This is a genomic window from Paenibacillus sp. JT22N12 (assembly GCF_056269365.1).
The window spans coordinates 133488-148721 of the sequence record NZ_JBWDNU010000005.1; the positions used below are offsets into that span (position 1 = coordinate 133488).

Annotated in this window: 10 protein-coding genes; 2 read left to right on the forward strand and 8 right to left on the reverse strand. The window is 49.9% G+C overall.

Annotation, left to right across the window (positions count from 1 at the left end; all coding sequences use genetic code 11):
* Nucleotides 1-7: 7 nt before the first annotated feature.
* The 4 genes from AC0YOA_RS19925 to AC0YOA_RS19940 form a co-directional block, all read right to left on the reverse strand.
* Entirely contained in the window at nucleotides 8-880 is an 873-nt protein-coding gene (locus AC0YOA_RS19925; RefSeq protein WP_210044825.1) for a carbohydrate ABC transporter permease, read from the reverse strand.
* Nucleotides 881-1789: an ABC transporter permease gene (locus AC0YOA_RS19930; protein ID WP_475788079.1), complete on the reverse strand. Its 909-nt coding sequence runs from the start codon at nucleotides 1787-1789 to the stop codon at nucleotides 881-883. It abuts the gene before it with no gap.
* 247 nt (nucleotides 1790-2036) lie between these two features.
* On the reverse strand, nucleotides 2037-2486 hold the full coding sequence (locus AC0YOA_RS19935) for a hypothetical protein (RefSeq protein ID WP_475788080.1): 450 nt from the start codon (nucleotides 2484-2486) through the stop codon (nucleotides 2037-2039).
* 135 nt (nucleotides 2487-2621) lie between these two features.
* Nucleotides 2622-2936: an antibiotic biosynthesis monooxygenase family protein gene (locus AC0YOA_RS19940; protein WP_475788081.1), complete on the reverse strand. Its 315-nt coding sequence runs from the start codon at nucleotides 2934-2936 to the stop codon at nucleotides 2622-2624.
* 471 nt (nucleotides 2937-3407) lie between these two features.
* Here AC0YOA_RS19940 and AC0YOA_RS19945 point away from each other — a divergent pair, with 471 nt between their 5' ends.
* Nucleotides 3408-4295: a hypothetical protein gene (locus AC0YOA_RS19945; RefSeq protein ID WP_475788082.1), complete on the forward strand. Its 888-nt coding sequence runs from the start codon at nucleotides 3408-3410 to the stop codon at nucleotides 4293-4295.
* Nucleotides 4296-4429: 134 nt separating this feature from the next.
* Here the strand turns inward: AC0YOA_RS19945 and AC0YOA_RS19950 are convergent, their stop codons facing one another.
* The 4 genes from AC0YOA_RS19950 to AC0YOA_RS19965 all read right to left on the reverse strand — a co-directional run bounded on the left by AC0YOA_RS19950 (nucleotide 4430) and on the right by AC0YOA_RS19965 (nucleotide 13575).
* On the reverse strand, nucleotides 4430-7660 hold the full coding sequence (locus AC0YOA_RS19950; RefSeq protein ID WP_475788083.1) for a CheR family methyltransferase: 3231 nt from the start codon (nucleotides 7658-7660) through the stop codon (nucleotides 4430-4432).
* 296 nt (nucleotides 7661-7956) lie between these two features.
* The gene (locus AC0YOA_RS19955; RefSeq protein WP_475788084.1) at nucleotides 7957-8901 is read right to left on the reverse strand and encodes a helix-turn-helix domain-containing protein; all 945 of its coding nucleotides are present in this window, start codon (nucleotides 8899-8901) and stop codon (nucleotides 7957-7959) included.
* Nucleotides 8902-8960: 59 nt separating this feature from the next.
* Nucleotides 8961-9968 carry a zinc-dependent alcohol dehydrogenase gene (locus AC0YOA_RS19960; RefSeq protein WP_475788085.1) on the reverse strand — a complete coding sequence of 336 codons (1008 nt, stop codon included), beginning with the start codon at nucleotides 9966-9968 and terminating at the stop codon, nucleotides 8961-8963.
* A gap of 289 nt (nucleotides 9969-10257) precedes the next feature.
* On the reverse strand, nucleotides 10258-13575 hold the full coding sequence (locus tag AC0YOA_RS19965; protein WP_475788086.1) for an S-layer homology domain-containing protein: 3318 nt from the start codon (nucleotides 13573-13575) through the stop codon (nucleotides 10258-10260).
* Nucleotides 13576-14032: 457 nt separating this feature from the next.
* Here AC0YOA_RS19965 and AC0YOA_RS19970 point away from each other — a divergent pair, with 457 nt between their 5' ends.
* Nucleotides 14033-15193 carry an acyl-CoA dehydrogenase family protein gene (locus tag AC0YOA_RS19970; RefSeq protein ID WP_475788087.1) on the forward strand — a complete coding sequence of 387 codons (1161 nt, stop codon included), beginning with the start codon at nucleotides 14033-14035 and terminating at the stop codon, nucleotides 15191-15193.
* Nucleotides 15194-15234 lie beyond the last annotated feature (41 nt).

Below are 15234 nucleotides of genomic sequence, written 5' to 3' on the forward strand. Positions count from 1 at the left end.
TAGGATCTCATTCCTTCACGGAGCCGATCATGGCTCCTTTTGCAAAATGCTTCTGCAGGAATGGATATACCATAAGAATGGGGACAGTGGCCACGACGACCGCCGCCATCTTGATCGTCTCGCTCGGCAGCTGCAAATCGTTGCCCAGCGCCATTGAACCGCCCATCGAGGTCGATGAATCGACGATCATGTTGCGCAGCAGCATTTGCAAGGGCCACTTCGTATAGTCGTTGATATACAGCATCGCGTTAAAAAACGTGTTCCAATACCCCACCGCGAAGAACAGGCCAAAGGCCACCATGGACGGTATGGACAGCGGCAGAATAATTCTCATCCATACGCCGATTTCATTGCAGCCATCAATCGTCGCAGCCTCCTGCAGCGCATCCGGGATACTGTCGTAAAAGCCCTTCATCAGCAGTACGAACCAGCCGCTGGTCATGACCGGAATGATCAGGGACCAGATGCTGTTGATCATGCCGAGCTCCTTGACAAGCAGATAATCAGGGATAATGCCCGCTTGGAAAAGCGTGGTCAGCAGCACCAGCAGCATCAGGATTCTGCGGCCCTTCAGTCTTTTGCGCGACAGCGTATAGGCAAAGCTGGATGTCAGCAGCAGCGAAACCGCCGTACCGGCAGTCGCCAGAATACCACTGACGCCGATCGCATTGACGAATGCTTTTGTGGAGAAAATGTATTGATACGAAAGCGTGCTCCAGGCTTGTGGAAACAGCACAAAACCTCTGTCGATATACTCCTGCGGGTCCGTGAACGACACGACAAATACATAGTAGAGCGGGAACAGGGTAACCAGTCCGATAATCGACAAAATGCCGGCATTGGCCGTAATGAACAAGCGGTCTCCCATGGTTGGCTTCATCTAATACACCCCTTCCTCGCCCATCTTCTTCGCAAACCGGTTAGCGGCGATGACCAGAATGAGGCCCGTGACGGACTTGAAGAACCCGATCGCCGTACTGTAGCTGAATTCACCCTGCTGGATACCGGCACGGTAGACGTACGTATCGAAGACATCCGACACATCGGAAACAGCGCCATTCATCATCAGAAAGACCTGCTCGAAGCCGACATCCATCGTATGCCCAATCCGGAGGATCAGCAGAATGACGATGACGTTGCGGATGGATGGAAGCGTAATATGCCACATTTGGCGGAACCGGCCGGCCCCGTCCATCTTCGCCGCCTCATATAACTGCGGGTCGGTTCCCGCAATTGCCGCCAGGAACAGGATGGTCCCCCATCCGGCGTCCTTCCAGATGTTTTGAATCGTAAGGATGATCCAGAACAAACGCGGATTGGTCAAAAAGCCGATTTTCGCAAAGCCCGCCGCGGCCAGCAATTCGTTGATCACACCCTCCGATTGGGAGAGCAGCAGAAAGGTGATGCCGACAATAATGACCCACGACAAAAAGTGGGGCATATACACGATGGTCTGGATCGTTTTCTTGAACCGTTGATTCCGCAGCTCGTTCAGCAGAATCGCCAGCACGATCGGTAGGGGAAAAAACAGAAACAGATTCATAAAGCTGATGGCCAATGTATTTCTGAACAGATTCAGAAAATCGGGATTGGAGAAGAAACGCTGAAAATGCTCAAGGCCCACCCACGGGCTTTGCAGGATGCCTTGATAGGGAGAATAATCCTTAAAGGCAATGCTGAGTCCCCATAAGGGCACGTATTTGAACATCAGAAAAAATAAAACCCCGGGCAGCGCCAAAATATATAAATACTTATCACGCTTCAACGAATACAGCCAGCTGCTGGTCATGGTGCTCCTCCTCATCACGTTATAGCGCAATCATAGGAGAGAGCGGTTCTTGCCGGCAATCATACATTTCTCCCGGCCTGCAAGCCATGTCTTGCACTTTTTATCGCATTGGACTTTTCTCCCATGCCCGGAATTCTGCGATTGGTTTGTTCCCTTCATGCCCCGTAAATCCGCTTCAATCCATACCAAAAAAGCCCGACCGGAATCCATCCGGCCAGGCGGGCATCAGCGTTTCTTCCCGCAGAAGTCAATCATTATAAATGACGGCTTTTCTGTTTCTTCGTAAAAAAGAAAGATGCAGCCGCAGCAGAATAATCCCGATGATATACACACCGGCTGAATACCAAAGCAGCCAGTGGATATAGGTCAAATAACCGACCCGCAAAGTTAACCATTCAAACGCAACGGATACAAGCGTCCATCCGATCAGATAGTAGAAAAAATGCCGGCCGCTCTCTGGCATAAAATTCAGGATCAGTATTCCTACCGCCCCTGGAAAAATAGACTGGAGCACAACGGCCTGCCATTCTACGCCAGGGCCAAGCTGATTATAAAGTTTGAAGTAGAGGTCCAGCAATTGGTCAGCGGTACGTGTTGCAACCACCATGAACAACCATGTGCAGTACATTTCTTGCCGGGTAAGCCGTTTGGGCATAAACCAGACAACAAGAATGGCCAGGATTGTTGCGATTGTCATAAACAGCAAAATTCTGCACCTCATCTCCATTAACGCGGCTGTCTCATTAATTTCAAGTATGGTCAGAGAACTTATTATTCATGCAGAAATAATCGCGAGGCCCTTTCATCCAAGTCCTCCAGGACTGCTGCCCCGTTAAAAAGAATACTCCCTTTCAACTTTACAAATCTTAACCTTGTAATTTTGATACCATTCTTGCTTGCCCTTCTCCTGGGCGGCAAGATGAGCCGGATTTTGCTTCCAGTTCCTTATCGCCTCCAGACTCTCCCAATAGGAGATCGTGATCCCGGCTCCCGAGGAATCCCGGACACTTTCCACCCCGATGAAACCAGGCTGTTGGCCAGCCATCTGCTCCATTTTATCAGCCATGATGCTGTATCCGTTATCCCCCTCTGTACGCTCACTTGAGAATATGACGGCATAATACGATCCGTTCGTTTCTGGAACCATTGCTATCATCTCCTTCTATTATAGATGTCAGTTGTATACGTCAGATTATACTACAAGAAACAGATCGGGGATCCTTAGATATCTATTGATTACCATTTAAAAGGAAATTAATATAGACAATATCTATACTAATATATATATTGTTAGATTTTACTTAATAAAACCTTCTCATAGCGTTAACCTTTGGCTAACACTGCTCCCTTATGCTAAGACAGTACCGATTACAGCCTGTCCTGAAGGAGGGAATGCCCGCCGCCAAACCGGCAGATGTCCATTTTTGAATGAAACCGCTTGAATTTATGGCATGGCACCGGCCGATCCGGCATTGGTACCGGCGTCAACAGCGTCTTCGCCTGATTCATGGAGAGCCGACCGGACAGTAAGCATTCCTGCCGACCGATCCGGCCAAGCCTTACAGCAGTAACAACAATGGGACGGGAAGCCCGCCCACAATCCAAGGAGGCATTTATAATGTTCGCACAAGGTCAATTCCGCCTGCTCAAAACTGCCAAATCTGCAATCCTCGCTGCCGCTCTGCTCAGCACGCTTACTCTGTCCTTCAACAGCCATCAGGCGTCAGCCGCTCCTTCACCGGCCGTTCCCGATTATGAAGTCAAATTGCTGCTTAATCCAGGCGCTGTGCTCGACTCGAACCACGATCTGAGCAGCAGTGTGAGAAGTCATTTCGGTATACCAAGCACAAAGACCAAGATGAGCACGGAATTTCTGGATTCGGACGATCAGGATCTGAACGCTGAAGGCTGGAACGTCCGGGTGCGTAAAATGGAAGATTTCGACGACAAGGAATTCGAATTGACCTACAAGAAGCGTTATCCGATTACGAATGGCAATATCGATGCCGCACTGGCAGCCGCAGCACTTGACGGCTTCGATGCCGACGAGGATGACTACGATGCACAGGTTGATTGGGGCTATCAAAAGCAGACACTTAGCTTCAGCAACAAGAAGTCGGTCGATCAAGACGGGTATGACGGCATGGACAACCTCTCCAAGGACGATGCGATCGACATTACGATTGATGAAGCTCCCGGCAAATTCGAAGACTGGAGCTCGAGCAATTGGGGCACCGATCTGCTCGAGGATGCCCATCTGTACGGGCCGGTTGACGGCAAACGCTGGACCGGCACATGGAGCGGTGACGACATCGACATCGAAGTGTATGAAATCCTTCAAGCAGACGGAAGCGGCTATGATTATATCGCCGAAGCTTCCTTCAAGACCGACAGCCGCACAGATGCCGCTTCGCTGAAAACGCAGCTCCAAAACGAGCTGACGCAGCAGGGCTGGTTCCTGGCCGGCGATGAATTGAAAACCCAAATGATTCTGGACCGCTACTAAACAATTTGCTCTTCCCCATAGCCTCATGAAAAGAAAGGGACGCCGAATGATCCGGCGTCCCTCTTTAATTGCCTGCTATGCATTTGTCACGAAGCACGAATTCTGCCTTCCGCCAGTTGTGGTTTCGAAGAAATTCAGCGCAGGCTAACCTCTACAAGAGTCCCTTTGTTCGATGTGCTTTTAATCGATATACTGCCGTGATGATTCTCAACAATTTTATAACATATCAACAAGCCTAACCCTAAGCCCTCTTCTTTCGTCGTGTAGAAGATATCCCCTAGCTTGGCCATCTCCTCCTCGCGAATACCGATGCCCGTATCGCTGAAGCTGACAATGACCGATTCATTCGCATCGACTTTCACCTTGATGAACAAATTTCCGCTTTCCGTCATAGCTTCGATGCCGTTCTTAAGAATATTGCTGAACACGAGTTTGATTTGATTGGGTACACACCGGACCAGGGGTATCTGGTTCGCAAATTTCGTAATGATGTCCACGCCTTTTGCAGCGGCCTCCAGTTCATAGCGCAAGATCACATCCTGTAAAATGAGGATGAGATCCGTTTTCTCAAAATGCAGATTTTGAGGGCGGGCAAGAATGAGCAATTCATCAGTAATCGCTTCAATTTGTTCCAGTTCGGTGGACATGATTTCAATATGCTGTATTTTGGCTGAACCCGGCACAAGCATTTTCGTAAACCCCTTAAGCGTCGTTAACGGATTGCGTATCTCCTGTGCAATTCTCGCTGCCAGAAGGCTCACGGTCGTAAGCACCTCAGAGGTGTGCAAATCGGGCATTCTCGCATTCTTGAGCTCCGTAATGTCAATAAATGTGATAACAACTCCTTGATTGACAGAATCAAACGTAAGAAAAGGCAGTATTTTCAAACGAAACCACTTGCCGTCCAGGCTGCTCTGGATCTCTTTCTCTATCGTCACGCCCGCGAGAAGAACTTTATTCGCATCAGCCACCAATTGGTCATATTTGAGATGCGGCGAGATCTCGGCGATGGACTGTCCAATAACCAATTCTCCCAAACGAATCTCTTTGGTCATGGCAGGTGTAATTTTGCGGACAATCAATTTGGCATCCACAAAAACAGTCGCTACATTGGTGCTGTTGAAAAAGTTGGACATGTCCAGGTTCAAATCGGTCAATTCCTGAATCTTGAATTGGTACTCGTGATTCACCGCCAGCAATTCTTCGTTTCCCGATTGCAGCTCTTCATTAGTGCTTTGCAGTTCCTCGTTGGAAACGATCAATTCCTCGTTTGTCATACCGAGCTCTTCATTGGAGGTTTCCAGCTCTTCATTGGAAATTTGTAATTTGGCATTGGCAGCCTGTAGAGATCGCTTGGCATTGACCAGTTCCTTGTCCAATTCATGGATGTACTGCTCGATCTCCGTTTCCGATTGAAGATTAATTGGAGCTTGAATCTCCATCTTGACGTGAACAGGAGGTTCTTCCTGCTGCATTCCCGCTTCTTCGAAAAAAAGGATCATCAATTTATCGTTGATCGTATCGACGTCAAACGACTTCGCCCTTATATGTATGGAGTGCCCCCTGAAGCTGTCTTTGATCGCAATATCCCGGTACACGACTTCCTTCAGTTCTTTTCTTACTTTATGCAGTACGGTTTCAATGATCACCGCCAAATATTCCGGCACCATTTTCAATAGATTATGGGTTGGCTTCCCCTTCGGGATGATAAGGAGTTGATTGGCATTGCCATTGATATGGATAATGTCGTTGTTCTGATCGATAATAATGCAAGCGCCCACATATTCTTCGATCAACCTCGCAGAAATTGTATCCAATTTATGAATTCGTTCATTTTCCCTTAATCTGGAGATTACTTTATTTTTGTGATTAAGCCTCTTCCCCTTCTCTGTATTCTCCTGCCTGTATTCGCCAGGTGTGGATATAGAAGATTTATGTTGATAAAGATTCCATTTGTTATCCAGGGATTTAAATAATTTCGTTAATTTCCCCAATGTCTCGCTAGGCCCAAGAAATAAGTAGGCCTCCGGCTTCAAGGAAAAATTAAATTGGGCTATCACTTTTTGCTGGATTTCGGGCTGCAAATAAATTAACAGATTGCGGCAAGAGACCAAATCCAGCTGAGTAAAAGGTGGGTCATGAAGTAAATTATGCTGGGCAAAAATCACCATCTGCCGGATTTCTTTATTTATTTTATATTCATTTCCCTGGCTGGTGAAATAAGCCTGCAAATACTCCGGCGGTACATTTTTGGAGATGAATTCGGGGTAAATGCCTTTGCCTGCGAAGCGGATGGATTCCTGATCCACATCCGTCGCGAATATTTTGACTTCAAAGGTTTCTTCAATTTCCTCCATATATTTGGAGAAGAGGATCGCGAGCGAATATACCTCTTCACCGGTAGAGCAGCCCGCTACCCAGACCCGGATTTGTTTCTCAACCCCCTGCTGCTCGAAGATCGCAGGAAGCACCTTTTCATATAGAGCCGTATAGGCGCCCGGGTCCCGAAAAAATTGCGTCACCCCAATCAATAAATCCTTTTGCAGCGCGAGGACCTCATCCGAATGATGATATAAAAAATAGTTGTATGCCTTGAGATTATCAAGCTCCTGAATCCCCATCCGCCGTTGCAGACGCCGCATAATGCTGGCCTGCTTGTATATGGAGAAATCAACGCCCGAAGCTTGCTTCAGAATCGCAAACAAGGTTCTGAGCTCTTCGGCAATGGAGTCTTTGGTCTGATTCGTATAAAATCCGATATACTCCAGAATGTGCTGAGGCATATCCCCGGGAGTCAGAAAATAATCATTCCAGTCGACTTCCAGCTCTTTACCCGCGGAACGGATGGAGCTGACTGTGTTTTTTTCCTCCACCATCACCAGCCCGTTGGCTCGTGTGATCGCATCAATTCCCACTGCTCCGTCGATACCTTCCCGGGACAAGAGGATACAGATCGTATTGCTTCCAAAACTTTCGGCAAGCGACAGCATAAATCGGTCGGCAGGCAATCGCTCATCTTTAACTTCAACCGACGGATAATCGTTCAGAAATATTTTCCATGACTGAAATTTGAAATCCTGCTGCGGGGGCAGTAAATAAATACAATCCGGCCTGATTTCCATATTGTCTTCCGCATATAAAATTTGCTTCTTTGTATGCATGGAGAGCTGCGCCAGCGGAAAGTCTTTCGATTGTGCCCCATCGTGATGCGCAATGATAAAAGAAAGACCGTGAATGAGATCCACATGCTGCAAAAATTGGACCAAACCCTCCAGCTTCCCTGGTGAAGCGGCGATGCCGACTACGCTAAATTCTTTTATCCGATCATTTGCAGAGTCACTCTCATTATTTATCGTTGTTTCCATTAGGCATGATCATTTTCCTTCCCGTTGACACTTCCTTACGCTTGATTATCATCACTCTCAAAATAAAAAAAGAAATAAAGCAGCAGTACTTTATTTCGAGAACGTCATAGTATGCAGTTGAATATACGATCCAATTGACCATAATTTCTTGTCGCTCAACCAGTGTACCACGGCTATAACTTTTTGTCGATAATTGACAGTCCGGGGCTGAAAATAAAGTTCTGAACGGTCAAAAATTACGCACCATTCGTGAAGACAACAGCCATATTCCGCCTGCTCCACCAGTTAATCTTTATTCATTTCCATAATTTAGAGTTCGAAGCTTGAAAATGACTGGGTGTAACACCGACCATTGCCTTGAAGGCGCGGCTGAACAGGTGAATGCCCGAGAATCCTACTTCCCTGGCAATAACGGTCAGCGTTTTTCCGCCCTCAAGAATTCGCTGCTTGGCCTGTTCGATTCTGACATGCGTCAAATATTTGTGAATCGTAATATTCAGCTGCTCCTTAAACAAAAAAGATAAATGATTGGTCGAGATGCCGGCATGCTTGCTAATGGATGCATTGTCCAGCTGCGGATCCCAGTAATGCCCGTTAATGAAGCTGATGGTTCTCTCAATGAATACCCACCCTTTGGTCATCTTGCCCTCATGAGAGCCGCTGTTAATCTGGCCTTTTAAGAACAGGAACAGCAGCTCGATGCAAACCGCCTTCATGAGCAGCGCGTTATTCACGCGCTCATCAAGGGATGCTTTGTGCATCATGAGGAAGCTTCTTTTCAGGTCTATACGGTCTGCCGGACGCAGGTGGGAGATGGGCAGAAGGCTAGCCAGCCGCATCTCACGTTCCGGTATTTGTCTCTGCTTGTCCATCGTGATTCCGGTTTCCGTCCAGGCGCTTCGCTCGCCGTCATAGTAGAGATCGAAATGAAAGATGTATTGAATAACAGGAGCAGCCGATGTCGTGCGGATGATGTGTGACATGAATGGACTCATCAGGAGAACATCGCCCTCTTGAACGAGATACTTCACCCCGTTCAATATAAAATCCGCTTCGCCCTGCTCGATGTACGTAAACACATGATCATAATCCACCCATTCTCCCGACAGGGAGGAGGATTTCAGAATTTTGACCTTTCTCACAAAGGGAGAAATCGTATTCATCCATGCTTCCATCGTCCATCCCTCCGAACCGGCTTCACCTGCGATACTGATCCGCCCCCGCGCGGCAGGCTTCTCCATCGATTGTCTCATATCACTATTATAAAAGAAAAGGAGCCTATTCTGCCAAGCCGGCGGAATCAGGTCCAATCAAATAAAACCCCGTGATATTGATCCTTGTCATTCCGCAATCCTTCATATGCGGATGCCGCTTCCTCCGGTTTCAGCACATGGCTGATCAGCGGCTCAATCTGCAGCTTGCCGCGTTTCATAAGCTCGAATACAATTTGCGAGTTGCGCACCAGGGAATGCTTGAGAAATTCATTCGGCTCAACGGGATAACGCCACTCGTGAGCCCCTTTGAATGTAATGCATCCACGGTTATAAAGATGGCAATAGTTCAGCACATCGGTCAAATCGGTGTTAAATTCCCCCCTTGGACTGCCCAGGAACACGATCTCCCCTAATCTGGCGATCCAGTCCAGACTCTGAGCGGCAACCTGGGCAATGCCCGTGGCTTCAATATGCGTGGAGACGCCGATTCCGTCCGTCCTTTCCTCCACCCTCCGCTTGGCTCCCCCTTCGGCGCTATTGTACGTATCGAATAATCCGCAGCGTTCGGCAATTTCAAGCCTTTTGCGGGACAGGTCAATTCCAATGACATTAGCCCCCTGCAGTCCGGCCAGCTGTGCCGCCATATTTCCAACCAGTCCGAGTCCCGTAACACTCACATAATCGCCAAGCTCAATATTGGACACCCGAATGGCGGTAGCGGCCACCGTAGCCATGCGCGTAAAAGGCACCCACCGCAAGTCCAGACTTTCCGGGACCTTCAGGAACGTTCCTCGGGTCGAAACGGCCTGATACTTCGAGTGATCCCCGTAATGAAAAACGATGTCCCCTTTCCGCAGGGCAGACTCCCCTTCTCCCATCTCGACAATTTCGCTGACCGAGGCGTAGCCCGGCGTTCCCGGCATCTGAAACCAGCTCTCGTCCCCGGACAAGCAGGCCAGTTCCGTTCCTGGACTGATCAGCGTAAACAGCTTCCTCACGACTGCCTCTTCAGCCGGAATGGGAGACGGATCAAATGCCTCCTCCACCACTTCAACCTGCCACGGTTTGACGAAAACAACTTTTTTATTTTCCATTGTAAGCGCTCCCTTATTTTTGGTCTCCTTACAATATAATTGTTTTTTGAAGGGAAGTCTTTGAGGAGAACTCTGATTTTTTATCGAAAAAACCGATTGATCCGGCAAAAGGGATTCAGCAGGGGATTCGGACTTGGGCAAATTTAGATAACATCCATTCAAAACTAAAAATTAATCCCCAGTACCTGAAACGGTACCGGGGATTAAACCAGAGCAGAAGCTCACCGCCAGCGGGATCAATGCTCCACGCACTCTGGTCAGACTATTATATTCCTTTAAAACTTGAACTCTACTCCGTCCAGTTCTCCGTACCGTCCTCGAACTTCTCGAACTTATGAGGGATGGAGGCTTCCATAATCGCATCATAGTTCCAGTATGCTGCCGAAACATCCGTCCATTTTGGACTTACAGTGATCTTCCATGGGTGACGGTCCAGCAGTTTATTGAAAACGACCACCGCTTCGCTTCTCGTAATCGGTGAATCGGGGTGGAAGGTTCCGTCCGGATAGCCGGTCAGCAGTCCTTGCTGCTTGCCCGATGCAATGGCGTCTTCCGCCCAATGTCCGGCGACGTCAGGGAACGAGCCTTCCAAACTTACGGCCCACTGCTCTGCGTTCATTAGCACCTGAGCCAGCTCCGCACGCGTCACTTGTTTCTCAGGCTCGAATTGCCCGCCGCTGTAGCCGACCATCCACTTCTGCTGTTCGGCAAGGGCAATCGCGTTGGCCGCCCAATGCCTGGCATTCACATCTTTGAACGTGGCCGCTGCCGCTGTCACATCAGTTGTCGTGACTGGAATAACCCGGCTCAATATCGCAGCTATTTCCGCACGCGTAATGCCGCGCTCCGGTTGGAAGGAACCATCCGGATAGCCCGCCATGTACGGCTTGTGTTCTCCAGAATCAATGACATTCGGCTGCATTTTGAAGTTGTACTGTACAATCGACTCACCGACATGAATATTTCCTCCGCGGACATAACTGTTATCTCCATGCGCTTCGTCGCGTGCATCCTTGCGGCTGTCATAGGTAACATAACCGTCTTTCTCCGCGATGATGTAGTAATCCCCGTCAGGGAATACCATCCAGCCATATTGCCCTTCATCGTTGCTTGATTGCGGATCATGGTTCTTGTTCGGTGCAAAGTCCGGAAGCTCCGGAAGCACGACCACATCGCCCGCTTTTCTTCCCTTCGAACGATTTAGTTCCGTATCCGCCCAATGCAGCGTGACCTTCGCTCCCGCTACCTTGCTGCCGGTAACAGCGTTCGTTATAGTGCCATAAGGGTCGATCAGATCCGACTTGAGCGTCGCACTTCCATCGCTCTTGATCGTCAGCGTCGCAACGCGGCCTGCCAATTTCTCTCCTGTTGGCGCGATGACGCTTAATACAACCTTGTATTCCCCTGCCGGTACGTTCGGCAGACTGAAGCTGCCTGCTGCATTAATGGAGAATTCCGGAATATTCAGCGGCTCTCCGTCCGCCGTTAAGATTTGGGCAGACATGGAAAGTCCGGTCCCGACGATTTTTGTGATTACTGTTTTGGCTCCACTGCCTACGGTGCCCGGATCCGATTCCAATACGAGTGTAACGTCCTGAACCGGCGGCGTAGTGGCGCCATTTCCTTGATACGGCTGCGGATTAACCAAAGCGCTTGGTCCGCTTACGACTGGCGCTCCTGTCGGGTTGCCCGTCAAGGACTTTGGCGTGACTTCGAAGAACAGATATTTGCCCACGTCCCCGCTTGCGATCGGGTAGGTTTTGCCTGTCGCTCCGGTTATGGGCTCCTTGCCGCTGCCGTCGGCCTTGCTGCCTCTGTACCACTGATAGACAGGCTCGTTCTCCAGATCGCCCTCATTATCCGAGTACGTGTAATTACCGGTTACTGTCTGTCCAGCAGTTGCCGTGCCCGTGATAGCTGCATCCGCCGCTTCAGGCGCGTCATTCCCTACCAGGGCGCCGGGGCTGCTGACAACCGCCTCACCTGTCGGATTACCTGTTGACGCCTTGGGAGTAACCTCGAAGAACAGGTACTTGCCGTAATCTGCATTTGTGATTGTGTAATCAGCAGCTGTCGCCCCGTCAATCGCGATTTTATCGCTGCCGTCGGCATTGCTGCCTCTGTACCACTGATAGACAGATCCGCTTTCCAGATCGCCTTCATCATCGCCATAGGTGTAGGCTCCGGTTACCGTTTCTCCGGTCTTGACACTGCCCGTGATGCTCACATCTGCTGCTTCCGGCGCTTCATCGTTTACCAGGACCCCCGGACTTATAGCAGTTTCTCCTGTCGGAGTACCTGTCTCTGCTTTCGGAGTGACCTCAAAGAACAGATACTTGCCGTAATCTGCATTTGTGACCGTGTAGTCAGGGTCAGACGCTCCTTCAATCAGCACCTTGCCGCTGCCGTCTTCTGAGCTGCCTCTGTACCATTGATATACCGATCCGGTTACACTCTCCGGATCTCCGTCCTCATCCGAATACGTATAGCTGCCTGTTAGCTTGGTTCCGATCTTTGCCGTTCCGGCGATCTCTACGTCAGCCGCTTCAGGCGCATGATCATTCACCTTGTCAGTTGGACCACTTGGAACCGGCACTCCGACCAGTGCACCCGTCTCTGCGATGGGGGTTACTTCGAAGAACAGATATTGTCCATAGTCTTCATCTGTGATCGTGTAATCAAGGTCTGTCGCTCCTTCAATCAGCACCTTGCCGCTGCCGTCTTCCGAGCTGCCTCTGTACCATTTGTATACGGAACCGGTTACACTCTCAAGATCGCCGTCCTCATCCGAGTACTGATAGCTGCCTGTTAGTGTTTCTCCCAGCGTTGGTGTCCCGGTGATATGGACATTCGATGCAACTGGCAGTTTACCGTCAACACCGAAGAAAATATCATCCAGAAAATTACCGGATGAACTGTTGCCGACAGATACCGCTGTGAAAGCGAAGCGGGTTGTAGTTTGATTTGCAGGCACGATATAGGTCCCTGAATAGTATCCCCAGTCCGGTATACCATCGACCATGGTAAACGAATTGTTATACGGACTGGTAATTACGGTCGGTGCCCCGTTCTGTCCGATTCGTTTCGTGTAGGAGGCAGCGCCCGGGACTTCCTCAACGGAATAAGTGGTGCCGGTCACCGTGAATTGATCGATACTGCCGATCTGAAGCTTCATCTCATCTTGTCCTGTGGGAGCTCCCTCCCTTGCACGATGGGCAAGATGCCAGGTCAGCACATCACCGGGTTGCGTTGTGACATCCTGATACAAGGTAGAGAATTGAGTTGCATTCAGCTCTGCGAATTGATTCCCTTTTGCGGATAGAACAGGTATAGTTCCACCACCAGCAGCGCCGCTTCTCCAAATTTCTATCAGGTTATCTGTCGCTGTAGTCAGCCATATTAAAGTGGGCTCGGATCCTCTGGGCAGCTGCCTGGTTTCCAGCTGAATCACCCGATCCTCAAAGCCGCCATTCTGGATCAGATTTCCTCCTGTATCCGGAGCCGGACCGGGTTCCGCGTGGGATGAAGGAACAAAATAAAACGCCTGTACAGCGATCAAAAAAGACATAAGCATGGCCAATTTATTACGGTAGATTCGCCAATTCATTAAATACCCATTCCCTTCAATAAAGAGTTAACGTTGGGCTGCCCCAACGAGTGATACCTAGACAGCAGCAGATAGTACGTTCGCCCCGATTAATTACTCATGTTGCCATCTCCTGTTGATGGTTTTTCCCTCCCAATATAGCAAAATAGTCACACATTCATTGACATACTTTGCTAAATTTCTACAAATTCCCCCTTTGAAATATATTAATCCTATAAACTGTACAAAAACTGAACAATTCCCCGTTTGCTTGCAAAAAGAGCCTTGCTCAAAAGAAATGAGCAGAGCCTCACTGTGGAAATCGAAGTTTTAAGGCGGGTATTACCGCAAAGGCAGCATCCCGGGAGGAACTCCGGGGATGCTGCCTTTTTCTTTTGAACCGCGCTTGGAGCGCTCTTTCAATTTGTACATGACCCTGTGCCAATTGGTATAATAAGAGGGAAGGAGCGTGTGACTGATGATTCGATATATTGATCAATATATTCGCAGTGAGGAAGAGCGGATGCGGGCCGGCAAAGTAGAGGAGCTGGCTGCCCGTTTCGCGGAAAGGGCCGCACGGCATGACCATGAAGGATCTTTCCCGTTTGAGAATTTTGCCGACCTGCGGGAGGCCGGATATTTAAAGCTGACAGTCCCTCAGGAATTCGGCGGGGACGGGCTCTCGCTTTACGACCTCGTGATGCTGCAGGAACGGCTCGCGTATGGGGATGGTTCGACCGCATTGGCCGTCGGCTGGCATATCGGGCAGGTTCTTCATCTCCGGACAACCCGAAAATGGCCGCAGAACATTTTTGCCGATTTATGCCGCTCTATCGTGAAGGATGGGACCATGATCAATACCTTTGCCAGTGAAGCGGCAACCGGCAGTCCCAGCCGGGGCGGACGGCCCGAGACAACGGCAGTTGCCATAGAGGGGGGATGGCGGATTACGGGGCGCAAAACATTCAGCACGCTTTCGCCGATTCTCGACCGTTTTGTCGTATCGGCTTATATCCCGGATGAAGATTGTACGGGCGACTTTCTTGTTCATCGGACAGACCGGGTGACCGTTGTGGAAACCTGGGACACGCTCGGGATGCGCGCAACCGGGAGCCATGATGTGGTGTTGGACGAGGTTTTTGCAGGCACGGATATGCGGCTTTCCGGAAAAGGCATGGACGACGGGGGCGGCTGGCTGCTGCATATTCCGGCATGCTATATGGGCATTGCCCTGGCTGCACGGGATTACGCCCTTGAATTTGCCCGCTCCTACCGTCCCAATAGCCTGGCCGAACCAATCGCCTCTATCCCCTCGGTCCAGCACTTGATCGGGGAGATGGAAGTCGAACTGCGAACCGCCCGTTCGCCCCTGTATGCAGCGGCGGACCGCTGGGACCGGGAGAAGGAGAACCGGCCCTCCCTGAAACCGGAGCTCGGCTTGGCCAAGTATGCAGTCACCAATAACGCCATCAAAGTCGTGGACCTCGCGATGCGGATTGTCGGTGCTTCAAGCTTGTCCCGCAAGCAGCCCCTGGAACGGTACTACCGGGACGTTCGCGCAGGCCTGCATAATCCGCCGATGGATAATATGGTCCTTAACAGCTTGGCCGCTGCCGCTTTAGGCGAGAGGTCCCTGTGAAACGGGGAGGAAACGCTGCAAAAAGAAACTTGCTTCATCCT

Excerpts from the sequence above, each read along its gene's own strand:
- AC0YOA_RS19925 (WP_210044825.1), bottom strand. The coding sequence starts at position 880 with ATGAAGCCAACCATGGGAGACCGCTTGTTCATTACGGCCAATGCCGGC.
- AC0YOA_RS19930 (WP_475788079.1), bottom strand. The coding sequence starts at position 1,789 with ATGACCAGCAGCTGGCTGTATTCGTTGAAGCGTGATAAGTATTTATAT.
- AC0YOA_RS19935 (WP_475788080.1), bottom strand. The coding sequence starts at position 2,486 with ATGACAATCGCAACAATCCTGGCCATTCTTGTTGTCTGGTTTATGCCC.
- AC0YOA_RS19940 (WP_475788081.1), bottom strand. The coding sequence starts at position 2,936 with ATGGTTCCAGAAACGAACGGATCGTATTATGCCGTCATATTCTCAAGT.
- AC0YOA_RS19945 (WP_475788082.1), top strand. The coding sequence starts at position 3,408 with ATGTTCGCACAAGGTCAATTCCGCCTGCTCAAAACTGCCAAATCTGCA.
- AC0YOA_RS19950 (WP_475788083.1), bottom strand. The coding sequence starts at position 7,660 with ATGGAAACAACGATAAATAATGAGAGTGACTCTGCAAATGATCGGATA.
- AC0YOA_RS19955 (WP_475788084.1), bottom strand. The coding sequence starts at position 8,901 with ATGGAGAAGCCTGCCGCGCGGGGGCGGATCAGTATCGCAGGTGAAGCC.
- AC0YOA_RS19960 (WP_475788085.1), bottom strand. The coding sequence starts at position 9,968 with ATGGAAAATAAAAAAGTTGTTTTCGTCAAACCGTGGCAGGTTGAAGTG.
- AC0YOA_RS19965 (WP_475788086.1), bottom strand. The coding sequence starts at position 13,575 with ATGAATTGGCGAATCTACCGTAATAAATTGGCCATGCTTATGTCTTTT.
- AC0YOA_RS19970 (WP_475788087.1), top strand. The coding sequence starts at position 14,033 with ATGATTCGATATATTGATCAATATATTCGCAGTGAGGAAGAGCGGATG.